The organism is Melioribacteraceae bacterium, from assembly GCA_019638015.1.
Taxonomy (GTDB): domain Bacteria; phylum Bacteroidota; class Ignavibacteria; order Ignavibacteriales; family Melioribacteraceae; genus JAHBUP01.
The window spans coordinates 1,226,236-1,251,889 of sequence record JAHBUP010000001.1; the positions used below are offsets into that span (position 1 = coordinate 1,226,236).

21 protein-coding genes and 1 tRNA gene are annotated in these 25,654 nt (G+C 33.7%); 16 read left to right on the forward strand and 6 right to left on the reverse strand.

Annotation, left to right across the window (positions count from 1 at the left end; all coding sequences use genetic code 11):
* Positions 1 to 4: 4 nt before the first annotated feature.
* Positions 5 to 2,056: a HAMP domain-containing protein gene (locus KF816_04880; protein ID MBX3007348.1), complete on the forward strand. Its 2,052-nt coding sequence runs from the start codon at positions 5 to 7 to the stop codon at positions 2,054 to 2,056.
* Positions 2,057 to 2,065: 9 nt separating this feature from the next.
* Entirely contained in the window at positions 2,066 to 5,800 is a 3,735-nt protein-coding gene (locus KF816_04885) for a PAS domain S-box protein (protein MBX3007349.1), read from the forward strand.
* 100 nt (positions 5,801 to 5,900) lie between these two features.
* On the opposite strand, the gene KF816_04890 is transcribed toward KF816_04885, so the two are convergent.
* Positions 5,901 to 7,223 (reverse strand): MFS transporter, encoded by a 1,323-nt coding sequence (locus tag KF816_04890; protein MBX3007350.1) that lies wholly within the window; start codon positions 7,221 to 7,223, stop codon positions 5,901 to 5,903.
* Between the two features lie 129 nt (positions 7,224 to 7,352).
* On the opposite strand from KF816_04890, the gene KF816_04895 reads away from it, so the two are divergent.
* Entirely contained in the window at positions 7,353 to 8,369 is a 1,017-nt protein-coding gene (locus KF816_04895) for a guanosine monophosphate reductase (protein MBX3007351.1), read from the forward strand.
* 43 nt (positions 8,370 to 8,412) lie between these two features.
* Here KF816_04895 and KF816_04900 read toward each other — a convergent pair whose 3' ends face one another.
* Genes KF816_04900 through KF816_04920 form a run of 5 tightly spaced genes read right to left on the reverse strand, consistent with a single transcriptional unit; the run spans position 8,413 to position 12,328 of the window.
* Positions 8,413 to 8,775: a cupin domain-containing protein gene (locus KF816_04900; protein MBX3007352.1), complete on the reverse strand. Its 363-nt coding sequence runs from the start codon at positions 8,773 to 8,775 to the stop codon at positions 8,413 to 8,415.
* Positions 8,776 to 8,788: 13 nt separating this feature from the next.
* Entirely contained in the window at positions 8,789 to 10,993 is a 2,205-nt protein-coding gene (locus KF816_04905; GenBank protein MBX3007353.1) for a copper-translocating P-type ATPase, read from the reverse strand.
* Between the two features lies 1 nt (position 10,994).
* Positions 10,995 to 11,198 carry a cation transporter gene (locus KF816_04910; protein ID MBX3007354.1) on the reverse strand — a complete coding sequence of 68 codons (204 nt, stop codon included), beginning with the start codon at positions 11,196 to 11,198 and terminating at the stop codon, positions 10,995 to 10,997.
* Between the two features lie 35 nt (positions 11,199 to 11,233).
* Entirely contained in the window at positions 11,234 to 11,731 is a 498-nt protein-coding gene (locus KF816_04915) for a hypothetical protein (protein ID MBX3007355.1), read from the reverse strand.
* 48 nt (positions 11,732 to 11,779) lie between these two features.
* Entirely contained in the window at positions 11,780 to 12,328 is a 549-nt protein-coding gene (locus tag KF816_04920) for a hypothetical protein (protein MBX3007356.1), read from the reverse strand.
* A 246-nt stretch (positions 12,329 to 12,574) separates the two neighbouring features.
* Between KF816_04920 and KF816_04925 the strand changes: the two genes are divergently transcribed.
* The 13 genes from KF816_04925 to murG all read left to right on the forward strand — a co-directional run bounded on the left by KF816_04925 (position 12,575) and on the right by murG (position 25,640).
* Positions 12,575 to 12,889, forward strand: a complete 315-nt coding sequence (locus KF816_04925) for an integration host factor subunit beta (protein MBX3007357.1) — start codon at positions 12,575 to 12,577, stop codon at positions 12,887 to 12,889.
* Entirely contained in the window at positions 12,886 to 13,614 is a 729-nt protein-coding gene (locus KF816_04930) for a tetratricopeptide repeat protein (GenBank protein MBX3007358.1), read from the forward strand. Before KF816_04925 ends, KF816_04930 begins: the two co-directional genes overlap by 4 nt.
* A gap of 147 nt (positions 13,615 to 13,761) precedes the next feature.
* Positions 13,762 to 13,834: transfer RNA gene (locus tag KF816_04935), tRNA-Thr, on the forward strand.
* A gap of 590 nt (positions 13,835 to 14,424) precedes the next feature.
* On the forward strand, positions 14,425 to 14,874 hold the full coding sequence (gene mraZ, locus KF816_04940; protein MBX3007359.1) for a division/cell wall cluster transcriptional repressor MraZ: 450 nt from the start codon (positions 14,425 to 14,427) through the stop codon (positions 14,872 to 14,874).
* Positions 14,871 to 15,791, forward strand: coding sequence for a 16S rRNA (cytosine(1402)-N(4))-methyltransferase RsmH (gene rsmH, locus KF816_04945; GenBank protein MBX3007360.1), 921 nt, complete (start codon positions 14,871 to 14,873; stop codon positions 15,789 to 15,791). The genes mraZ and rsmH overlap by 4 nt, the downstream gene beginning before the upstream one ends.
* On the forward strand, positions 15,791 to 16,111 hold the full coding sequence (locus tag KF816_04950) for a hypothetical protein (GenBank protein MBX3007361.1): 321 nt from the start codon (positions 15,791 to 15,793) through the stop codon (positions 16,109 to 16,111). Before rsmH ends, KF816_04950 begins: the two co-directional genes overlap by 1 nt.
* Positions 16,104 to 18,122 carry a transpeptidase family protein gene (locus KF816_04955; GenBank protein MBX3007362.1) on the forward strand — a complete coding sequence of 673 codons (2,019 nt, stop codon included), beginning with the start codon at positions 16,104 to 16,106 and terminating at the stop codon, positions 18,120 to 18,122. Before KF816_04950 ends, KF816_04955 begins: the two co-directional genes overlap by 8 nt.
* On the forward strand, positions 18,122 to 19,600 hold the full coding sequence (locus KF816_04960) for a UDP-N-acetylmuramoyl-L-alanyl-D-glutamate--2,6-diaminopimelate ligase (protein MBX3007363.1): 1,479 nt from the start codon (positions 18,122 to 18,124) through the stop codon (positions 19,598 to 19,600). The genes KF816_04955 and KF816_04960 overlap by 1 nt, the downstream gene beginning before the upstream one ends.
* On the forward strand, positions 19,588 to 20,973 hold the full coding sequence (locus KF816_04965; GenBank protein ID MBX3007364.1) for a UDP-N-acetylmuramoyl-tripeptide--D-alanyl-D-alanine ligase: 1,386 nt from the start codon (positions 19,588 to 19,590) through the stop codon (positions 20,971 to 20,973). The genes KF816_04960 and KF816_04965 overlap by 13 nt, the downstream gene beginning before the upstream one ends.
* Positions 20,974 to 20,975: 2 nt before the next feature.
* Complete coding sequence (gene mraY, locus KF816_04970) at positions 20,976 to 22,085, forward strand: phospho-N-acetylmuramoyl-pentapeptide-transferase (protein MBX3007365.1); 1,110 nt, start codon at positions 20,976 to 20,978, stop codon at positions 22,083 to 22,085.
* Positions 22,082 to 23,431 (forward strand): UDP-N-acetylmuramoyl-L-alanine--D-glutamate ligase, encoded by a 1,350-nt coding sequence (murD, locus tag KF816_04975; GenBank protein MBX3007366.1) that lies wholly within the window; start codon positions 22,082 to 22,084, stop codon positions 23,429 to 23,431. Before mraY ends, murD begins: the two co-directional genes overlap by 4 nt.
* Positions 23,431 to 24,543: a cell division protein FtsW gene (locus tag KF816_04980; GenBank protein MBX3007367.1), complete on the forward strand. Its 1,113-nt coding sequence runs from the start codon at positions 23,431 to 23,433 to the stop codon at positions 24,541 to 24,543. Before murD ends, KF816_04980 begins: the two co-directional genes overlap by 1 nt.
* Positions 24,540 to 25,640 carry an undecaprenyldiphospho-muramoylpentapeptide beta-N-acetylglucosaminyltransferase gene (gene murG / locus KF816_04985; protein ID MBX3007368.1) on the forward strand — a complete coding sequence of 367 codons (1,101 nt, stop codon included), beginning with the start codon at positions 24,540 to 24,542 and terminating at the stop codon, positions 25,638 to 25,640. Before KF816_04980 ends, murG begins: the two co-directional genes overlap by 4 nt.
* Positions 25,641 to 25,654 lie beyond the last annotated feature (14 nt).

Below are 25,654 nucleotides of genomic sequence, written 5' to 3' on the forward strand. Positions count from 1 at the left end.
CATTATGAAGAAGATTAATAAATCAATAATCGCATACTTATTAGAAAAGATAAAAAGAAAGGGCTGGCATGCAAGCATTACTTTGAAAATTGCCGCTCTGGCATGGAGTTTAATTATTTCGTCAATTATCATTATTGGTGTCTACAACTTTATAACTCAGCAGTCAATAATACTAAACCGAATGGAGATAGAATCATCAAATATATCTGAATCAATAATTCAAGCACATGCAACTTCATTATTCACAGATAATTATGAAGCAGTAATCGACTTTTGCACTAAACTTATTGAGAGCAGCTCGTCAATCGAATTTATTGTATTGACAAAAAAAGATGGTAATTCATTAATATTCAAAAAAAACAGCTGGAGCTTTGAAGAACTCGATGGAAATTGGATTAACTCGGAAGAATTTAATGTTGGAAAAATCGGTTATTCATCAATCATAAATAAGGAGTGTTTTCGTTATAGCAGGCCGTTTGTATTTACAGGTATAATCTGGGGTAATATACACTTAGGTATTTCGCTAGAATCCTACAATGAGGCTTTAAAAAATTTGATAATAAGAACAACAATTTTTTCTTTCTCCTTTATAGTAATTGGATTTATTGTTTCAGCTATATTCTCAAGGCGTCTTACAAGACCAATAAAGGAATTAGTTGAAACGTCACAAGAAATTGAAAGGGGTGATTTAAAAGCAAGAGCTCAAATATTAAGTGAGGATGAACTTGGTTTTCTTGCGAGATCATTTAACTCGATGGCCAGCGCAGTTGCTTCTAGTAATGAAAGATTGGAAACAATGGTTAATATTAGAACAGCGGAGCTTGAGCGTACCAATAAGCAATTAATTGATGAGGTTGAAGAAAGAAAGAGAGCAGAACAAATACTTAAACAATACACAACTATTCTCCAAACCCTTGAAGAAATATATGCTGGTATTATTAACTCTAAAACTATTGAGGATGTATTTTACACAACAATAAAAAGTACACACTCAAAATTAATTAATTTTAATTTAGCAGCCCTTGTACTTTACGATAATAATAAAGGTTTAATAAGAGTTGATAATTATTATTATGATGGTAATAAACTAGTTAAGAATTTTAATGAGTATCCATTAAAGGAAGATTGTGCTATAAATAATTTTATTGATAAAGAATACCACATGCAAAGTAATTTGAATTTAGTCACTCAAAAGACATTTATGGAAAATATCTTATCGTCTGCGGGGATTGTATCTTACATTTCATTCCCTCTTTCAACAAAGAGTGATGTTGCGGGTGAGCTTTATTTCTGTTTCGAGGATAACTTAATACCCGAAGGGGAAAAGATTAATACCCTTGTTGAAATATCCAGGCATCTATCGGTTGCGGTAATGCAATTGTATCTTGAAGAAAAATTAATTTTGCATACTAAGGAATTATCCAGATCGCTGGAAGAAAAAGAAATTTTGTTAAAGGAGATTCACCACAGAGTAAAAAACAATCTTCAGGTAATTTCTAGTCTTTTATATCTTCAATCTAGGAATATTCAAGACGACGCAATCAAATCCATTTTCGGAGAAAGTCAGATGAGAGTTCGTTCTCTTGCACTTGTTCATGAAAAACTCTATCAATCCAGCGATTTCTCAAAAATTGATTTTTCAGATTATATTAAAAATTTACTTTCTCACATTAGAAGTTCATATAAAACTACTTCTGAGTTTATCGAAATTATTCTCGAATTGGAAAAGGTATATTTATCTGTTGATAAGGCAGTACCCCTTGGACTTATACTCAATGAATTATTGTCCAATTCATTTAAATATGCTTTCCCAGAAAATTCAAAGGATGGCTTGGACAGAAAGTTTATCTTAATTAAGCTCGAGACTGTTGATGAGAATAAACTACTACTTCTGGTGAGCGATAATGGTGTAGGGGTGCCTGATGATTTTGATATCAATAAAAGTAATTCCTTGGGATTAAAAATTGTCTCAAGTTTGGTTTCTCAAATTGAAGGTGATTTGATAATAAAAAATAAAAATAATACAGAGTTTTCTTTAATATTTTCAAATAATTAAGGTTCAGAATTGGCGGCAAAAATAGTAATTGTTGAAGATGAATCAATTGTAGCGCTGGAACTTGAACAGCGTTTAATTGATTCGGGGTATCATGTTGTTGGTATTGCCGACAATGGTGATACTGCTATCAAGATTACTTCGGAGATGAAGCCCGATCTGATTTTAATGGATATTAATATTAAAGGGGCAATAGATGGTATTGAAACAGCCGCTCGGATCAGAAAAATACTGGATGTTCCAATAATATATTTAACAGCTTTCTCCGATAAAGCAACTTTAGAAAAGGCAAAACTTACTTCACCTTACGGTTATCTTATTAAGCCGGTGGAAGAGCGCGACTTGCTCGTTTCAATTGAAATTAGTTTAGAAAAATTTAAAATGGAAAGACAAATTAGGGAGAATGAAAAAAGTCTTTCTATTACATTGCAATCAATTGGTGATGCGGTTATTGCCACAGATAAAAATGGTTTTATTACTCGAATGAATAAAACCGCTGAGAAAATGTGCGGATGGACCTTTGAAGAAGCAAAGGGGATGGACTCGACTATTATTTTTAATATTATAAATGCGGTTACGAGAGAAACCTGCCCTGATCCCGTAAGAAAAGTTCTTAGTACAAAAGAAACAGTTGAACTCGAAAATCACACAATATTAATTTCCAAGGACGGTACAGAAAAGCATATCTCTGATAGCGCTGCCCCAATTTTGGACGATAATGGGGAGATACAGGGAGTTGTTCTGGTTTTTTCTGATGTTACAGAAAACTATTTGAATCGTGAACGATTAAAACAATCAGAAAAGTTATATCGTGAAGTTGTTGAAAACGCATCAGATTTAATTTACACAACCGATCAATTTGGGAATTTTACTCACGTTAATGAAACAGCGTTTAAATTTACCGGCTATTCAAAGAACGAAGTTTATAAAACAAATTTTTCCGAATTCGTCCGTCCCGATTACCGTCGTAGAGCGCAGTTTCATTATCTCCGACAATTTAAAGAAAAAAAGGTAACAACATATTTAGAAGTTCCAATTTTGAAAAAGAACGGACATACATGCTGGTTTGGTCAAAATGTTACACTAATTTTTGACGGTACTAATGTTTCTGGATTTCATGTAATTTCTCGTGATATAACCGGGAGAAAGGAGGCAGAAGACGCTCTTAAGAAGAGTGAAATAATGCTCCGACAAATAATAGATATTATTCCTGATAGAGTATTTGTAAAAGATTTAAATGGAAAATTTATACTGAATAATATATCACATCTCAAAGCTCTCGGAGCTAAAAACCAAGCAGAGACAATTGGAAAAACTGATTTTGATTATCGTTCTAAGGAAGTATCTTCATTATATGAAGAACAAGATCATCAAGTTATAGAGACAAAGAAAGTACTTTCCGATTTTCTTCAACATGAAATCAATAATAAAAATGAAGACTCTTGGCTGTTAGTTACAAAACTTCCCTTTATTAATGAGGAGGGGGAAATAATTGGTACGGTTGGCATCAGCCGAGATATTACCACTCAAAAATTAGCTGAAGATGCTATACGCGAAAGTGAACGTCGTTTCCAAACTTTAGCAAATGTTTCACCAGTTGGAATTTTTAGAACTGATAGTACAGGATATACAACTTACGTTAATCCAAAATGGTGTGAGATCTCAGGCTTATCATTTGAGGAAGCGATGGGAGATGGTTGGCTTTCGGCTGTACTAGATGAAGATAAAGTTACACTTAGTAATGAGTGGCACTCAGCAGCGAGGGAAAAAAGAGCTTCTAGAGTAGATTACCGCTTCAAGAAAAAGGATGGTACTATTTCATGGGTAATGGGGCACGCGGTTCCGGAGTATAATAATAGCAATGAAATTATCGGTTACGTTGGTACAATAACAGATATTACTCAAAGAAAAATTGCTGAGAATGCTCTCAGAGAAAGTGAGAAAATATTTTCACAGTTATTAGAGTATAGTCCAGTCTTAGTATTTTTTAAAGATCAAGAAGGACGTTTAATTCGTTTAAGTAAAAATTTTGAAAAGATAATTGGATTGCCGCTTGATAGTATAATAGGCAAAACCATGTTTGATCTATTCCCATCCGATTTTACAAAATTGGCATTAGAACAAGAAAAAAGAGTTTTGAAAGAAGGAAAACCTCACGAAAGCGAAGTAACTTTTAGGGGTAAACATTTTGCCACAATAATGTTTCCAATACAGCAGGAGGGTAAATCTCCAATTCTTGCCGGTTTTTCGCTAGATATCACCGAACGGAAAATGCATGAAATTGAAATTCAAAAGCTTGCGAATGCTTTAAAAAGTATAAATGAGTGTGTAAGCATAACCGATCTTGACAATAATTTAATTTTTGTTAATCAGTCTTTTATAAATACTTATGGCTATCATGATTATGAACTGATCGGAAAAAATATTTCTTTAGTGGGTTCAGCGAAAAATGGTGCGGGATTACTAGAAGAGGTTCATTATTCCACACTTAGAGGAGGGTGGAATGGTGAATTAATAAACACTAAAAAGGATGGTACTGAATTTCCAATTCAACTTTCAACAACCGTTATTTATGATAAACAGAATAGTGCTATTGGTATGATTGGAGTTGCAAGCGATATAACTGAGCGGAAGAAAATAGAATCGGAGATTATTAAATTAAATCAAGCGGTAATACAAAGTCCCGCATCAATTATTATTACAGATACTGATGGCAATATTGAATATGTAAATCCAAAAGCATCTATAACTAGCGGGTATGCGAAGGAGGAGTTGATCGGTCAGAATCCAAGAATCTTGAGCTCAGGTAAATTGCCAAACGAAATCTATAAATCTTTGTGGGAAACAATAACTTCTGGAAACGAGTGGCGCGGAGAATTTCGGAATAAAAAGAAAAATGGAGAATTGTATTGGGAATTTGCTTCTATTTCACCTATAAAAGATAAAACAGGACTCATCACCAATTACATTGCAATTAAAGAAGATATTACTGAAAGAAAAAGGCTAGAAGAAGTTTTAGTTAAAGCGAAAGAAACAGCTGAAGCGGCAAGTGAATTGAAGGATGCATTTATTGCGAATATCTCACATGAAATTAGAACACCACTAAATGGCCTGCTAGGTATGACCGCAATAATAGAGAATGTTTTCGCTAAATATACTACTCCGGTTGAACGAATATATTTTGACGCAATCTCGAAATCGAGCAGCAGAATAATTAGAACTGTTGATATGATAATGAATTTTTCCCGATTGCAGGTGGGGGATTTCCAAAACAAACTTTCGCCAATTTCTGTTGATGATCTCATAAATGATACAATTATGGATTATAAAAAACCTAGTGAATCAAAAGGTTTAAATTTAGTCTTCGAAAATAAAATTGGAAATCTAAAATTAATTTCAGACCACTTCTGTTTAAAGCAGGTATTGAACAATCTGATTGATAATGCAATTAAATACACCGATACGGGCTCAGTTAAAGTGAGATTGTTAATGAGTTCTCAAAACAAAGTAAGGATAGATATTGAGGATACGGGAATCGGGATATCAGAAGAATATAGAAAACATCTTTTTGAGCCATATACACAAGAAGAAATTGGTTACACGCGCTCGTATGAGGGAGTTGGTCTTGGACTTTCACTTGTCAAAAAGTTTGCTGCATTAATAAATTTGGATTTGGCTGTTCAAAGTAAAAAGGGAGTTGGAACTATATTTAGCTTAACATTTAGAGATGCTGAAATAATCAAATAAAGTTAGGTTATATTCGATCAGCTTATGATAAAGCCTAATTGTAATAAAATAAAAAAGGTCATTTTGAAAAATGACCTATAAATGCCTTTATAATTTTCTATTATCGCGAATCAATTTTCTCGGTAACATACTTGAATATGAAAAGAGCAACCGCCGCAACAAAACCTATAGCTAAAAAGTAGTACCATATCAGATGCGCATCTGCATAATAAGAGGCTTTCTCAATTTCTGAAATGCCAACTGGTAATGTTTTGGGATCTGGACAATATTTGTCTAATAAAAATCCCGACATTATAAATCCAGCCAGCGCAGAAAAAAACGAATGTAGATGACTGAATCCAAGATAAACACCCTCTTCACCCTTTGGGGCCTGGAATGAAAAATATTCAAGAAATCGGGGAGAAATAAAACATTCAGCTAAACCTTGAATTCCAATACCTATAATCATCATCACAGTTAATGGATGAAGTGAGAAAAATCCAAATATTGAAACGCTGTCTCCCGTGATGGAGAACAACGTTTGACTCATTGCCATTGCTAATGCAGAAAAGGGCATAAGCATCATTCCAATTAACATCGAAGTTACAGCCGCACGTTTTTTCATCAGATTTGTAATCAATACAACAAAAAGAACAACTACTGCCGGATTCACATTTGCGAGCCATTCCGGTTTTGCATCTTCACCCAGTAATCGAATAACATATTTTGGCATTGTGGCATATAGCTGATGCTGAATTATCCAGAATCCTGTAACTATTAATATTAATATTATTAATCGGGGTGTGGAAAATATCTTTTTGAGAGAGATCAGTATATCGCTTATTTTCTTACCTTGATGAGATTGATCTATCTGCTTAAAAAAAATAATAGCGAAAAACATTGCCAAGAGAGACATAGCGGCTGAGAAAAAATTTACATACTCTAGCCCTAATCCTTGTCTGATATAAGGAACAAAAGTTTTACCCGAAAATGCTCCAATATTCACCGTCCAATAAAATAACGCATAACCACGAGCACGATTATCTTCGTTTGTGGTTTTTGCTACTGTACCGGTAATTAAAGGTTTAATAAATGAGCCGCCGATCAAGATCACAAACAGAAAAAATAATACCGGAATTTTAGTTGTGAAAACGCCAAGAAAAGCATATCCGATAGTTAATAATCCGAATGCTAAAATAAGTCCATTTCTGAAACCAATTTTGTCAGAAACCGCACCTGCAAATGTTGGCAATAGATATAAACCAGCAAAAAATACTCCTGCAACAATTCCGGTTTCGGTATCGGTAAAACCAACAATATCGGTAAGGTACAAAGTAAGTACTATGAAAAAACCATAATACGCGGCTCGTTCTAAAAGCTCCATAAAATTTGCGAGCCAAAACTCCGATGGAAATTTGAATTTCACTTTAGCATTTTCGGTCATTATTTCTCCAATTGCTCTTTTGAAAAAAGTACATTAAAATATAGGATAGCCGGCGTCTATCCAAAAAAAATAATACGCATCTATTAGAAATTATTTAGATTAGTGCCCCAAAATAAATTGGAATGAATGATGAAAATTTACTCAAAAAAAGAGCTCAATAATTATTCTCTTTCTCTCACTTATGATGATATAAGTCTGATCCCCACTCAAGTATCTAGAATTAAATCGAGAACTGAAGTTAATATTAAGTCAAATTTTTTAGGATTAGATTTATCCGTACCCATTATTGCTAGTCCTATGGATTCGGTTACTGGTATTGAAATGGCAAAAGAACTAAGCGATGCAGGCGCTGTTGGAATAGTAAATCGGTTTGATTCCTCTTTAAATAGATTATTCTCTGAGGAAAATTCTTCAGTGGGTATAAAAACTGTTTCGGTGAGTTTAACTGCAGAAGATTTTCTTCTCGAAAAAATCGCCGAAAAAAATTACATAGTTTGTATTGATACAGCAAATGCGAATAACGCTTATGTTTTATTAAAGTGTGAAGAAATAAAAAGGAAATACAATCTTAAAATTATTATTGGAAATATTGCTCATGGCGGAACTCTAAAACAATTAGTTGATGCTGGTGCTGATGCTGTGCGAATTGGAATTGGAGGAGGAAGCATGTGCACAACGTCTGTTCAAACGGGAATTGGAATTGGGCAAGTCTCTTCATTAATTGATGTTTATTTTGAAAGAGAATCACAAAAATTAAATATTGCTTTAATAGCTGACGGAGGAGTAAAAAATCCGGGAGATGTTGCCAAAGCCCTTGCCGCCGGAGCCGATATTGTTATGCTTGGAAGAATGTTAGCCGGCACAAAAGAAACACCGGGAGAAGTAATTAAATATAATGATCAACTTTGGAAAAAATATCGTGGCTCCGCTTCATTTGGTGTTAAAATGAAAGGAGAATTTATTGAGGGAGAAGAAACATTAGTACCATATAAAGGGACCGTACGGAATGTTGTTAACTCTATTAGTGATGGATTAAAAAGCGCCATGAGTTATTTGAATTGTTTAAATATCGAAGAATTAAAAAATGCCGATACCTTTGCGGTTTTAAGCACAAGTTCCTTTGTGGAAAGATTACCTAGAAAATAGTTGATAAATATTGGATGGATCGAAGTACCTTGATCGTTAAAAACTAATTTTCTCTTTTTACCCTTTCTAATGTAAATGCAGGAATACAGAGAGAAATATATTCGCAAGCTTCATCGAATGGATTGGAATATCTGACCCGGGTACCTTTCAATATGCAAATAGATTGATTTTTTTGAAGAATAATTTTTTCATTATCAATCTCAATCATTTTTTTGCCGGAAAACACAAAGGTAGTTTCATCAAATTGTGGGGTTTGAAATGGTTCACTCCATCCAGGAGGAGCAATCATATGTGCGAAACTATAATCACCTGAATTGATACTCGCATTGCCAAAATGTTCTTCAATTATTTTCCCATCATTTGTTGGAACTATAAATGGTTTTGTTTGAAGCAGAAATTTTGCCATGCCAAATTCCTCATTAAATTTTTACACGCTTTAATCTTAGTGAATTTGATATAACGGAGACAGAACTAAGCGACATTGCCAATGCTCCAATCATCGGATTTAGCAATCCTACAGCAGCTAACGGGATGCCTATAATATTATAAATGAAAGCCCAAAACAAGTTTTGCTTAATTGTATTAATAGTTCTTTTTGAGATATTAATAATTTTTATAATCGATAATAAATTTCCTGTAACAAGTGTTATTTGCGCGGTTTCAATTGCCGTGTCTGTTCCGGTGCCAATTGCAATCCCCAGATCAGCTTGGGCTAAAGCGGGTGAATCGTTTATTCCATCTCCCACCATTGCAACAAATTCTTTATTGTTCTGCAGTTCTTTAATCACCTCAGCTTTTTCGTGTGGTAGAATTTCCGACCTATAATTTAATATTCCTAATTTATCTGCAATCAAACTCGCAGTTTTTTCATTATCACCACTCAGCATAACTGTCTTGATATTAGCTCTTCCCAATTCATCAATTGCATTTTTCGAATTTTCTCTTAGTTTATCTTCAATTCCAATTAGACCAATTACTTTACTTTCGTTGGCTAAGCAGAAAGTCGAAATCCCAGAATCAACAAGATCTTCATAATAATTAATCAGATCAACCGTACTTATTGAATGTTCATTCATCAATCTCAAATTGCCAACAAAGTAAATTTGACTATCAATCTCAGCAGAAATACCTCTCCCCGGATAGTTTTTAAAATTTTCTGGCTTCTGATAAGTTATTTTTCGTTTTAGTGCTTCATCAATAACCGCTCCGGCAAGCGGGTGTTCGCTGATAGATTCAAGAGAAGCAGTAATCATTAATATCTCTTCCTCACTAAACTCATTCGAAATTAATTTTGATACAGTGGGATTTCCATAAGTTAGTGTACCGGTTTTATCGAATACTACAGTATTAATGTTTTGAGCAACTTCTAAACTTTCACCATCTCTAATTAATATGCCATTAGAGGCTCCTAATCCAGAGGCAACCATAATAGCTGTTGGTGTTGCCAAACCAAGAGCGCAGGGGCAGGCAATTATTAAAACCGAAACAAAGTTTATAATTGCATTCGCTAGTGAATGTTCACTACCAAAAATAAACCAGTAAGTAAATGTTATTATTGCTATAATAATTACACTAGGGACAAATACTGATGATACTTTATCCACCATTTGCTGGATAGGCGGTTTTGAGGCTTGTGCTTGTTCAACAAGTTTAATTATTTGACCAAGAACTGAATTATCCCCAACAGCTTTTACCGCGTAGTGAAAAGCGCCGCTCACATTAATTGTTCCGCCAATAACTTTTGAGTCTTTCTGTTTTTCAACAGGCATACTTTCACCGGTGATCATCGATTCATCGATACTAGAGTGTCCCCACTTTATTATTCCATCAGCGGGAATTTTATCTCCCGGTTTTATTATTACAATATCTCCAACCTTTAATTCAGCGATGTCAATTTCTTTTTCTGAATTATTTTCTAATACACGAGCAGTTTTCGGTTTCAGCTTTAACAAACTTTTTATGGAATCGTTTGTTTTTCTTTTTGCGTTATACTCCAGCAATTTGCCCATAAGTATTAAAGTTATAATTACTGAGGCAGTTTCAAAATAGACATGTTCGGTTTCGGGAAACATTTCCGGGAAGAGGGCTACAAGAGTACTAAATCCAAATGCCGATCCGGTGCCAATTGCTACAAGTGAATTCATATCAAAGGAGAAGTGTGATATTCCGGCAAAAAATGATTTAAAAAAACGTTTTCCTGAAATAAAAATAATTGGTGTAATTAGAAGGAATAGAATTTTATTTATTTGTTCATGATTCAAGTTCAGAAATTTCGGCATTATTCCAAAATCACGCGTCATACTAATAAGAAAGATTGGTACAGTTAAAATAAGAGCAAGATAAAAATCTCTTTTTAGTTTAGAATAAAACTCATCATAAATGTTTTCTGTAATCTCTTCTTTTGTAACAGTATTTAAAATCTGAAGCTCATAACCAAGATCTCGCAATTCTGATGCAATAGCTTCAAGATTTGCTGATTTTTCGTCAAATTCAATGTAAACTTTTTCAGTGGCTAAATTTACATTTGCATCAATTACACCGCTGCTCTTTTTTACAATTTTTTCCACGCGTGCCACACAGCTGGCACAAGTCATTCCTTTTATTGGAATGTTTAATTTATTCATTCTATTTACTTTCTACTTTATAACCTGCTTCCTCAATGGTCTCAATAATTTTTATTTCGGAAATTTTTGATTCGTCAAATACCACTTGCACTTTCCCAATTTCCACTTCAACCGATTCTAGTTCTAATTTTGAAAGTTCTTTTTTTATTGCTATAACGCAGTGATTACAGCTCATCCCCAACACATTAAATAGTTTTGAATTCATACAACTCCTGCAATTATAAATATTAAGAAAGGAGGCTATAGTTTATTTTCTTTTGACTCAGCTTTTAGGGTAAACATTTCATTGTTATCTGTTTCCACATACTTGTCCAATATATTATCACCCAATGACTGTTTTTTAGTTACTTTTTTGTCTTCAGCTTTTGGCATTGGTTTTTGTTTTTCTTTTGAGTTAGTATCGGAATTTTTATTCATCACTTCAATCCTATTTGATGAACTTTTCTTTGGCTTCTCGGGAGAGGGAGGGGGTGATTGTTTTCGGGAATTTTTTTCTTTCACAACTGCATATTCTTTTGATTTAGCACGGGTTCTTTTCTTTTCAATAGGTGCATTTTGTAAAACAGGTTTTGGTAACTGAATAGGATTTGGTTTTGGTAAGGGCTCTGTGATGTTGGGTTTTGCAGTTTTTCCTTGTTTTTGTTTTACCTTATATGATATATAAGAAATAGCAATCGCAATTGTTGCAATTACTATTACCACTTGCAAAGCCGTCACTATTATTGGTACTAATTCCATGATGAAAGATATATAAAAATATCTTACTCAACAATTTGTATAAATTTATCAGTAGCCAGCCGCCCGTATACTCATCATATTCATTTCGGGATTATCGGTGTAGTATTTTATTATGTTTATTTTGGAAGCATCTCTTACTTTCACTGATTCTGATTGCGTTTGATTTTGACTTTTCTGAGTGCTTATTGGATTATTCAGTATTGTAACTCTTCTCATATCGCTGAACTCAGTTTGAGAATATCGCTTCCCACTTCTTGAATCAACATCTCGAAAGTTAAATTCATTTAATGTAGAGAATCTTGGAGCGTATCTTTTTCTTGGTTTTTCGGAGATTTGGGTAGTACGACTTCTGAGTGTATTACTTTTAATTATAACAGGTGATGGTTGTATTTTTCTAGGGATTTGAACGGTTGGGATTACCTTTGCTGGTTCTGGATTTAAATATTGGATTGTAGCTAATTCTTGTTCATATTTTTCATGGGGAAGCTTTCTTCCGCGCGCTTTTGCTTTATATACAATCCATGATAGAAAAACTAAAAATATAAGTAATGTGAGAAAGATCACTAACGAAGTATATATAACTGGCATTAAGCTCATTTTATTATCCTTTATTTTCTCCTTATTAATTACAATAGTCATACCAATGTAAAACCTCAATTTTGAGACGGTAAACGAATATTTTGGAATAATAACTTCTAAAAATTGTATCAAAATGGTACGTAGCATCTCAAAATGGTGCTAAGTTTATATTAATAAATAAGTTATATTAATTTGTTTTTAACCCACTTTTTAATATTTTTTGAGTCCTTTTTTAATAAGTATATAAAAAATAAGAGGTTATAGATGACCAAAGCAGATATAGTTGAGAAAGTTGCTCTTGGCACTGGTTTAACCAAACTTGAAACGGAAGCAATTGTTGAAGGTTTTTTAAATACAGTTATCAATTCTTTAAAGGAAGGCAAGGGAATTGAGATAAGAGGTTTTGGCAGCTATAAAGTGAAAAAGAAACAGGCTCGGTATGCCAGAAATCCAAGAACAGGCGAAAAAGTTTTTGTACCTGAACATTTTGTACCAATGTTTAAATTTTCAAAAGATTTTAAAGCTGCAGTAGATGATGGAATGAAAAGCGAAAAAAATGAATCGAGAGAAATATTATGAATTTAAAGAAGTGTAATATTTGCGGCGAGGAATTATCAGGTTCTGAAAAGTTTTGCCCTGCTTGTGGTGCAAATCTTGGTAATAAAGAATTAAATGAGCAGGGGACCGAGAATTATAATGAAAAGCGCACAAAATCATCGCAGCAGAAAAATAATACTAGAGAAATAAAAAGCATTTCTCCCCTTCAAATTATTTATTTGTCTATATTCTTAGCTATTATTGGCCTTATCATTATCTACTCTGCCGGAGTATTCGAAACAAGCGTTGGAGTAAATAATACCATCGAAAATAAAGCAGATCCTCATGCAGGTGTAGATTTAACAAATCTTAAAGAAATTAACCGACTTGAAGATATCATTAAAAATAATCCAAATGATAAAGCTACCTTAGAGCATTTAGCACATTTATTAAATGATTCCGGTTTTAAAGAGAGAGCTATAGAAAAGTATAAACAGTATCTCAAAATTGATCCTAAAAATGCTGATGTTATTGTTGATATGGGCGTATGTTATTTTGAATTAGGTGATTATGAAGAAGCAATAAAATTAATGGAAAAATCACTCGAGTATGTTCCGAAACATCAGATTGCACATCTCAACTTAGGTGTGGTTAATATGAATGCCGGCAATATGACAGTAGCTAAAAAATGGCTTCAAAAAGCTTACGAAATTAATCCAAATAATGATGTCGGTAAGAGAGCACAAGAATTACTTAAATCACATTAAATCAAGGAGCAGAATAGATGCCTTGCGGAAGAAAAAGAAAACGTCATAAAATGGCGACCCATAAGCGTAAAAAACGCTTGAGAAAGAACAGACATAAAAAGAAAATTAGATAGTATCTAAATTTTCCGTCGAAGTTCATTTTATCAAGCCACCTTAGCTCAGCTGGTAGAGCAGCGCATTCGTAATGCGCGGGTCGGCGGTTCAAGTCCGCCAGGTGGCTCACGCCAATTAAACCATTGAATTAATATCCATATTTAAAAACCAAATTAAATTTAAATTTACTTTACTTTTAAAGGCTCGCATTATTTAATTTAGTGATGATCACTTGTGCTCACTTATTTCTCAATTTCAATTTTATAAATGTAGCATCATTTCTGATTCAGAATTGTTCTCTTGAAAAAAATGCATTGTTAAAAAAAATATATGAGAAGTAGGTAAAAAAATTTGCGGACCTTATTTCTCTCCTCCTGAACAGAATTATTTTAAACCTACCTGAGTCAAAGATGAAAAAAATTTATTATTCACCCAAATTTTGTAAAAATTTCTTCATTTTTTAAAAATATCTAAAAACACCTCTAGTTTTACTTTAAGATGAATTCTGTAACTCTAAGTAATTACTAAATTTCCAAAAAATGATATTTCGGATACACGCTCCGAATTATTTTTATTGATAACTCCTTTTCACCAAGAATCCTTGTAAGTCCTTATATTTTTGGCACTTTGGGGAAAAAATATCTTGACAATCCCATAAAAAAACCATTATTTTGCAGTTGAGTGGGTAAAAGTGTATAAATAGCCCAAGAGGAGAAAATGTTTTTAGGAAGTTTTAATTATACTATTGATGCGAAAAGCCGAGTTAGTATTCCTGCTAAATTCAAAAAGTACTTAAATCCTGAGGCGGATGAGACTTTTGTTATGACCCGCGGGCTAATTCAGTGTATCGATATTTACCCTTTAGATTATTGGAAAAGCGAGGTGCTAGCCCGGGTTAATCAACTGGACGATTTTAATTCAGAGGAAGCTGCATTCAAGAGAATGCTATTTGAATTTGCTTCAGAAGATAAATTGGATTCCCAATCACGACTTTTAATTCCAAAAAATTTAGTTGAGTATGCAGCAATTGAAAGAGATGTTTTTGTTCTCGGACAAAATAAAAAAATTGAGCTCTGGAATCCAATTAACTATGAAGCTCAAAAGAATGCAAATAACAAACCATATTTTGATTTAGCTCAACAGGTGATGAATAAATATAAAATATGAATATTCATGAGCCGGTACTCTTAAATGAGAGCATTGATAATCTTATAACAAAAAGAAATGGAGCTTATTTTGAAGGTACTGCCGGCTTCGGAGGTCATTCGCAGCAAATTTTACAGCGACTTACAAAAACTGGAAGATTGATTGCCGTAGATAAAGATTATAATGCCTTTTCTTATTGTACCAAAAAATTTAAAGATGATAAACGATTCGTTATTTATAATTCAAGTTTTACAGAGATAGATGTAATTAAAAAAATTGAGTTCATTGAACAATTTGACGGCATCTTTGCAGACTTAGGTGTTTCTTCTTTTCAGTTGGATGATGTAGAGTCGGGATTTATGTTTAGAGAAGATTCTCCCCTTGATCTCAGGATGAATAAGGCTGAGGGGCGTCCTGCTTCCGATTTTCTAAATAATGCAGAATATGATGAGCTTGCGAGTGTAATCTATAATTATGGCGAAGAAAAAAACTCACGTACAATTGCTAGAAAGATTATTGAATTACGCTCTAAAGAAAAACTACAATCATCGGCGCAAGTTAAGAGAATAATTGAACAGATAACCCCAGGTAGATTTTTAAACAAAACTTTATCCCGTGTTTTTCAGGCATTACGAATTTATGTTAATAATGAGCTTGAAGAGATTGAGCAATTCATTACTAAATCAATTCCGGCGATGAAAAAAGGGGCAAGAATTGTAATGATTTCATTTCACAGTTTGGAAGATAGAATTGTTAAAGAAAAATTTAAGTATGAAGCTGCAGAGTGTGTTTGCCCTCCGGGAACACCAATTTGTATCTGCGGCAAAATAAAACAATTGAAGATTATAACTCCCAAACCAGTAATACCAAATGAAATTGAAGTAAAAAATAATCCAAGGGCAAGATCGGCAAAATTAAGAGTTGCCGAAAAAATCTAATGAAAACGTCATCACTTAAAATTTTAGTGTTGTTAATACTAGCTGCAGCATTAATTCTATTCTCTTATGTGGTTATGGTTACAGAAATAAAAAGAATGCAAAAGGAAAAATTGAATATGCAACTGGTATTGAGTGAAAGACAAAATACAGCTCAACTAAAAATAGTTGAAGTACAACAATTAATTAGTGAAGATAGAATTGTAAAATTGGCAGGCGACCTATCCGGGCTAGTGAGAGCTGGAAAAGAGATTGAATACATAACGATTCCCAAAGATCAGATAAAAAAAATTGAGTTAATAGCGAAGAGAAAGTATGATTAACTCCAGGGCATTATTACTGTTTGGATTTCTTTTTTTGATTTTTATTCTGCTATCTGCAAAACTAATCACAATTCAGATAGGGAATCATGAATATTATGCTTTAGTGGCTGATAAACAGCAGAATAAACCTGAAATTGAAAAATCAGAACGTGGTTTGATAAAAGATATAAATGGTGATGTGCTGAGCTTTACTAGAGATAACGTTTCTTTTTTTGCAGATAAAAGAATGATGAATCAGAGAAGAGTTACTGCAATTACTAAATTATTTTCTAAGGTATTTGGTAAAGACACTCTTTACTATAAAGAACTGATCGAAAACGGTTCACGCAATGTTTATTTGGAAAAAAAAGTTAGTATGAGTCAAGCACTTGAAATAAGAAAAACAGTGATTGAAGGGTTAAAGATGGAGGAAGATTTTTCCAGAATCTATCCTTACGGCAGCTTAGCTTCTCATTTGCTAGGCTATGTTGATCATCAGTTAAAAGGTGTTGCAGGAATAGAGAAAGTATATGATTCTAAATTGACCGGTACTGATGGTTATTATGTTTTTGAAAGAGATGTGCTAGGTAGAGTTGTTTCAGTTAATGATCGATTATCCAAATCGGCTGTTGCAGGTAATAATGTGGTTTTAACATTGAATAAAAATTATCAAAAAATATTAGAGGAAGAATTATTCGCAGGGATTGAAAAATATGGTGGAGAATCAGCAATTGGAATAATGATAAACCCAAATACAGGAGCTATTCTCGGTATGGCAAATTATCCCGATTATGATCCAGCTAATTACAATTTATTTCCCTCCGAAGCTCTTAGAAATAGAATCCTAACAGATACCTATGAACCCGGTTCAACAATAAAATCAATCATTCTTTCAATTTTATTCGATCAAAAATTAATTCAGGAGAATGAAATAGTTGATACGGAGAATGGAGCTTATTCAATAAAGAATGTTAAAATTTCAGATTCACACAAATTTGAATACTTGAATGTACGAGAGGTACTCGAGCAATCAAGTAATGTTGGTATGTCAAAATTGATAGCTAGAATTGATGATGAAACACTTTACAAGTATTTAAGGAATTTCGGATTTAGTAATATGACTGGGATTGAGCTTCCAGGTGAAGCAGAAGGATTACTAAAAAAACCTAGGAATTTTAACCTTCTCACTAAACCATTCATCTCCTTTGGGTATGAAATATCGGTAACACCATTACAAATAATTACGGCTTACGCTTCATTAGTTAATGGTGGAGTTATTTATCAGCCATATCTTGTAAATTCAATCGAAAATGCTGATGGTAAAATTATTGAAAAAAATAAACCTACAAGAATTAGGCAGGTAATCTCAAATGAAACCTCTGAATTAATGAAACGGCTGATGGTTGGCGTGGTGGAAAATGGTACAGCCAAGTCAGCACAATTAGAGGATGTACTTGTAGGTGGCAAAACTGGAACTGCTCAAAAATTGGTTGATAAATCATATTCTAGTAAAAAACATAGTTCATCATTCGTTGGATTTTTTCCTGCTGATAACCCAAATGTAGTTTGTCTAATTCTAGTAAACTCTCCTACAGTAGGAAAATATGGAGGACTTGTTGCCGCTCCGATATTTAAAAATATAGCACAACGGTTAGTTGATTCAGATCCCTCACTAGTACCAAATAGAAACAAAATTCAAAGAGAAAAAAAATTAACAACCAAACTCATTGCAGATATAAACAGTACACCAAAAAATAAAGTAAAAACTTTTGCTGATCTGGCTGAGTCACAAGCTAAGCCGGAACCTCGGAAAATATATAATACAAACAAATCAATAATGCCCGATTTGATTAATCAATCAACTCGTGATGCAGTTGCTCAACTCAGCGAAATTGGGTTGGCGTATAAAATAATTGGTGTGGGAAAAGTCGTTTCTCAAAGTATTGATGCTGGTTCTAAAATTGAACCGGGTGCGGTTTGTCTTCTAAAGTGTGAACCAGTATTAAGATCAAAAAAAATAAGTGAGAATTAATGAATTTAGCTCGATTGTTAAATAATATTAAGACTGTTCAGGTTGTTGGAAAAGCTGAATCCAAAGAAATTCTTGAATTATCTATTGATTCACGAAAGGTAACTAAGGGATGTGTCTATTTTGCTATTGAAGGCTTTAAAGTTGATGGTCATAAATTTATTGAAGAGGTAATTTCAAAAGGAGCGGATGCAGTTGTTTTAAATAAAGATGGTTTGGTACCGGATCAATTATTCGTACACTCAGGTTGTGTAAAAATCCTTGTCGACGATCCCAGAAAGTCATTAGCTGAATTTTCTAAAAAGTTTTACAATGATCCATCGAGCAGAATAAATTTATTCGCAATTACAGGAACAAAAGGGAAAACCACGACTGCGTTTTATTTGAAAAATATATTAGAAACAGCTGGCCAAAAAACCGGACTGATAGGAACAATAGCAAACTATATCGGGAATATAGAAGTAAGTTCATCATTAACTACACCACAATCACACGAAATAAATTCTCTGTTAAACGATATGTTAGCTGCCGGTTGCAATTCATGCGTGATGGAAGTCTCTTCTCACGCATTAAGATTGGACAGAGTTACTGGTTTAAAATTTACTAGCGCGGTTTTTACAAATATTACTTCCGATCATATGGACTATCACAAAACCTTCGAGCATTATTTTGAGTCGAAAAAAATTCTATTCGATTCACTCGATTCTGATTCCGTAGCGATTACAAACTATGATGATGAAAATGGAAAATTAATAGTTAAGGATTCAAACGCTAAAAAGGTTTCCTACGGTGAATCTGATAAATGTGATTTTAAGATAAGTAATATCAAGTTTGATTTAGAAGGAACCAACTATCAGTTGCTTCACAAATCAAAAACTTACAATGTAAACACAAAATTGGTTGGTCATTTTAACGCCCACAATTCAGCAGCCGCATTCGCATGCGCAGTATCTTCAGGCATAAGTGCCGAAACTGTTATCAAAGGTATCGCAAACACGCCCCAAGTTCCCGGCAGATTTGAAGTTATTAGCGCAAAAGATAAAAAAGTTATTATTGATTACTCGCACACAGCTGATAGTTTAAAACAAGTTTTAAATGCAATTCACCATATAGTTGGATTAACCAGACCAATTTATACGGTGTTTGGTTGCGGCGGTGATAGAGATAGAACAAAAAGACCAGTAATGGGGGAGATTGCTTCTTCAAAAAGTAATAGAGTTTACGTTACCTCGGATAATCCAAGAACTGAAGATCCATATCAGATTATTGATGAAATACTAAAGGGAATTAAACAAAACAATTATAGAATTATCGAAGATCGTGAAGAGGCAATTCGTGCTGCAATTTATGAAAGTGAAGATAATGCGGTAATTCTAATAGCCGGTAAAGGTCATGAGAGCTATCAGGAAATTAATGGTGTTAAAAAACATTTCTCAGATATCGAAACAGCAAAAAAATATTTGGAACAATGGGCAAATTAAATATCACACTTGAAGACATATTTAACATTCCGGGTGCCGAGATTTATAATCCCGATTTGTTTAAGCCACTTTCAAAAATCTTTATAGATTCGAGAAAAGTTGAGAAGAATTCAATTTTTGTTGCCATTAAGGGAGAAAATTTCGATGGGCACAATTTTGTTTTTGAAGCGCTAAAAAAAGGTGCGCGCGTAATCGTGATCAATAGAAATAAAATTTCCAAATTCCGCTTTATTGAATTGCCGTTGATTACCGTACCCGATACCACGATTGCATTCGGACAAATAGCTAATATCTATCGGCAAAAACTTAATACCAATATAGTTTCAATTACCGGTAGCAATGGTAAAACCTCAACAAAAGATATTCTTGCAACTCTTTTATCTGAAAAATTTAATGTTGATAAAACTGATGCGAATAACAATAATCACATTGGTGTTCCTCTAACTATTTTTAAGGCTAATGCTAAGACAGATGTTTTAGTTTTGGAACATGGTACTAACCATTTTGGAGAAATCCCATATTCAGCAAGAATAGCTGAACCCGACTTTGCTATTATTACAAACATTGGTGATTCCCATATTGAATTCCTGAAAGATCGTAATGGAGTACTTAAAGAGAAATCAGCACTATTTAGTGAAACAATTAAGAACAATGGTTTAGTTTTCATAAATAGTGATGATGAGAAATTGCATGAGCTTCGAAAGTTGTACAAAAAATCTATTACATATGGTTTCAAAGGGAAATGTGACGTAAAAGGAAAAATATTAAGATATACGAATGAAGGTAAACCCGAGATTGAAATTAATTATAAAGAAAAGAAGTTTAAGGTTACAATCCCTCTACTCGGTGAGACGAACGCGATAAATTTTTTGGCATCCGCGGCAATTGCATTAACGTTAGGTTTAAACCCAAGACAAATAATTTCCGGTGCAAAAAAAATAAATCCCGTTAATGGACGACTAGAAGTAATATCTCAAAAAAATATTTATCTGATAAATGATACATACAACGCAAGCCCAAGTTCGGTGCAAGCCGCCGTTCATGTACTTGATAAAATTAAAATTTATAAGAGGAAACTCTTAATTCTAGGAGACATTTTTGAATTAGGTAACAAGAGTGCCAAAATTCATTCTAATCTTATTAAATTTTTTGAAGGTAGGAAAGACATCATTGTTTTTACTATTGGGGATATGATGAAAAAACTTCATACCCAGTTAAGAAAAAATGAAATCAAGTCAATTCATTTTTATTCTCGTGAGGCATTGAGTTTATATCTAAAGTATGAAGAATTGGAGCAGACTGCAATATTAGTGAAGGGAAGTCGTGGGATGATGATGGAAGAGTTCGTAAAAATAATTAAAGAGAGATCATAGTTATGTTTTACTACTTATTTGAATACATTAATGATGCTTTTAATCCGCCAGGATTCGACATTTTCCAGTTTTTGTCATTCAGATCAGCATTGGCGGCGGTTACAGGTTTGATCCTTTCTCTTTATCTAGGGCCCAAAATAATCCGAATGCTCAAAAAAAATCAAATTGATCAGCCGATTAGAGAAGAAGGACCCCAAACTCATTACTCAAAAAAGGGCACTCCTACAATGGGTGGATTAATAATACTGGGTTCCGTAATAATTCCAGTACTATTTTGGAGCGACATAAAAAGTATATATATACTACTCGTTCTGTTTGCAACTGTGTTTTTAGGCGCCGTTGGATTTACAGACGACTATTTAAAAGTTGTAAAGAAACTTCCAAAGGGATTAATTGCGCGTTATAAATTGATCGGGCAGATATTTGTTGGAATGGTTGTTGGATCTGCAATTTATTTCTTACCTGAATTTTCTTCATATAATACCGAAACCACACTTCCATTTTTCAAGAATATGAACTGGGATTTCTCATACCTCTATATCCCCGCAGTAATATTTATAATAACAGCAACTTCAAACGCAGTTAATTTAACTGACGGATTAGATGGCCTGGCAACGGGAATAACCATTATAGTAATGCTTGCACTTGCTGTTATGAGTTATGTTTCCGGTAATGTTATCTATGCCGATTATTTGAACATTATGTATCTCCCAGGTTCCGGTGAATTAACTGTTTACATTGCTGCATTAATTGGGGCAGCGTTAGGATTTTTGTGGTTCAATTTTTATCCAGCTCAAATTTTTATGGGAGATACCGGTTCGTTGGCAATTGGCGGTGCTTTTGGTGTTATGATGATTTTGATCAAGAAGGAGTTATTCATCCCAATACTCGGTGGCATTTATTTTATAGAAACGATATCGGTTATCATTCAAAGGGTTTATTTCAAATACACAAAAAAGAAGTATGGAGAAGGCAAGAGGATATTTTTAATGGCCCCAATTCATCATCATTTTGAAAAACTGAATTGGGCTGAGCCGAAGATAGTTGTTCGATTTTATATAGTTACAATAATTCTAGCAATTTTAAGTCTGGCATCATTCAAAGTAAGATGACATTACAAGGCAAAAAAATATCGATACTTGGCGCGGTTAGAAGCGGTATTGGCGCGGCTAAACTCGTAAAACGCATTGGCGGAATTCCTTTTGTCAGTGATTTATCACCAAGAGAAATACTATCCGATTCCATTTCAATTCTTGAAAATGAACAAATTGATTTTGAAGTGGGTGGTCATACTGCAAAAGTATTTGAATGCGATTTTGTGATCACTAGTCCAGGTGTACCATCTGATTCAGCAGTTATAAATGAATTTCGAAAAAGGAACATTGAAATAATTAGTGAAGTTGAATTTGCCGCACAACACTGTAACGCGAATATAATCTCCATTACCGGCACAAATGGAAAGACTACTACTACTTCATTAATGAACTTTACACTTAATACATCCGGAATTAGATCATCTGCCGCGGGAAACATTGGCAAGGCGTTTTCTGAAGTAGTTGATCAATTAGATAAAGATGATTATGTATCTCTTGAAACATCAAGCTTCCAGCTTGATCATATAAAATTTTTCAAACCAAAATTTTCATTGATACTAAATATTACTCCTGATCACCTCGACCGATACAATAATAGTTTTGAAAGTTACATTGCGTCAAAAATTGTAATTACCAAAAACCAGAATAAAGATGATTACTTTATTTACAATGCCGATGACCCAAATACTTTTTCATCAGTGAATAATAACGCAGTGAATAAGTATGCGTTTTCTATAAAAAATAAAATAGATAATGGTGCTTATCTTGAGAATGGTACACTTGTTTTTTCGAAAAATGGAATAGAAGAAAGTGTCTGCTCGACGAACGACCTATTTATAAAAGGCGAACACAATATAGCAAACGCGCTTGCGGTTCTTGTTGTAGCAAAACTAATTGGCATTTCTAATGAACTCATAAAAAAATCATTTTCAGAATTCAAAGGTGTTGAGCATAGATTAGAATTTGTTCGGGAATTAAATGGGATCACATACATAAATGATTCGAAAGCTACTAATGTTGATTCTGTTTGGTATGCCTTAAGAAGTTTTGATCGACCGATTTATTTAATTCTAGGTGGTAAAGATAAAGGAAATAACTACGATCAGATTAGAGAGTTAGTAGAAAAAAATGTAATTAAAATTTATGCCATCGGTTCTTCTGCTCAAAAAGTATATGAATATTTCCATTCATTAAGACCGGTTGAGATTAAAAATAGTTTAGAAGAATGCGTTGAAACAGCCACCAGAGATGCTGAGAAAAACTCAATACTACTTTTATCACCTGCATGTGCAAGTTTTGATATGTTTCAAAATTATGAACATAGAGGAGAAGTATTTAAGGAAGCGGTATTAAAATTACAATAATGAAAACATTATCTAAAATATTGGTATTAATAGTATTAGCCATGATGGCATACGGCGCAATAATGGTATTCACTGCAAGCGGTACCTACAGTGCTACCAAATTCAATAATATTTATACTCTTTTCAAATCTCATTTATGGAAAGTGGTAGCCGCGGTAATTTTCATGATAGTTGCCTCAAAAATACCATATGAATACTATCGCAAATACAGCAAACCGATGTTAATTGGAATTATTATTGTGTTGATTGCAACTTTGATCTTTGCACCAAAAGTAAAAGGCGCATCCCGCTGGATTGATTTTGGATTTTTTCAATTCCAGCCTTCCGAAGCTGCAAAAGTTATTTTACTTATCCATCTCGCTGTTATGATGGAGAAAATGGGAAGTAAAATAACTAATTTCAAAGAAGGGTTGCTTTTTCCTCTCGTTTGGATTTTCGTAATTGCATTTCTAATTGTACTGCAGCCAAATGTTAGTACAAGCGCAATTTTGGTTCTCGTCTCCTTTACTTTACTCTACATTGGGGGAGCTAGATTTAAGCATCTCTCTTTTATTGTCGGCAGTGCGTTTGCAGCGGGTGGCAGCGCAGCAATGTTATTTACTCATTCCCGAGAAAGAATTTTAACTTTCATAAATAGTTTTGCTGATGGCTCCGATATTAATATGCAGGTAAAACAGGCAAAAATTGCATTGGGTAGCGGCGGCTGGTTTGGTGTTGGAATTGGACACAGCAGACAAAGTGATTTGTTTCTTCCAGAATCGTATGGCGATTTTATCTTTTCAATTTTAGGTGAAGAAGCAGGAGTAATAGGCGCAATAGTAGTTTTATTTATTTACTTAGTTGTATTTGCACTCTGTTTGATTATAGCAAAAAAAGTAACTGATAAATTAGGCCAACTCCTCGTTATGGGTTTGGGATTTAATATAATAATAAGTGCATTCATCAATGCTGGCGTTGTTACCGGAATGCTTCCCACTACAGGAATTACATTGCCATTTATCAGCTTCGGCGGTACTTCAATAATTCTCTTCGGTATATCTATTGGAATAATACTAAACATAGCAAATCAATCAATTAAGACAGAAGATTTACGAGCGGCACAGGCTTCATGAAAAATAAAACTAAATATCGTTTTCTATTTGCTGGTGGCGGAACGGGCGGTCATCTGTATCCCGCGCTCGCTGTTGCTCAACAAATCCAAGCTCTTATTCCTGAAGCAGAAATTTTATTTATTGGAAGTAAAGATAAAATTGAATCGCGTGTTGTTCCAGAATATGGATTTGATTTTCGAGGCATCACAATAAGCGGATTTGCAAGAAAGTTTGATTTGAATAATCTGGTTTTCCCATTCAAACTTATTTATAGTTCAATCAAATGTTTGATTATAAATTTTACCTATAAACCAAAAGTAGCGATTGGAAGTGGTGCATATGTATCAGGACCGGCTATTTGGGCTGCAAGTGTTATGGGCGCCAAAATAATATTATTAGAGCAGAATAGTTATCCGGGTGTAACAAATAGAATTTTAGAAAAGCGGGCTGAGCAGATTCATCTTTCATTTGAAGAATCAAAAAAATATTTCAGAGATGAGAAAAAGTTGATTGTATCCGGTAACCCGATTCGATTAAACCTATCAATTCAAAATCGTGATGAATCAATTAAGAAATTTGGATTAGATCCCACAAAAAAAACATTATTGGTGTTGGGCGGGAGCGGCGGCGCTAAATCTATTAATGAAGCCATCGCACAAAATATTTTACAATTAACAACTATGGGAATTCAGATTATATGGCAGACCGGCAAATATTATTTCGAAACTTATAAAGGATATAATACAAACAGTGTTAAAACATTAGCATTTATTGATGACATGCAAAGTGCTTATTCGGCTTGCGATTTGGTTTTAGCACGTTCGGGAGCTACAACAATAGCCGAACTCGCTCATCTTGGATTGCCTGTTGTATTTGTCCCTTCTAAAAATGTAGCCGCAGATCATCAGTTTAAAAACGCGAAAGCAATTAGTGATACAAACGGCGCTGAATTGATTGAAGATGACAAATTGATGAATGAGCTTTCGGAAATAGTGATTAAACTTATTAACGATGAAGATAGATTACTAGCAATTAAAACAAATATTAAAAATTTTGCCAAACCACTTGCGGCTAATAATATAGCTAAAGCAGCAATACTATTAGCGGAACAGAATTAATGGAGAAGAATATG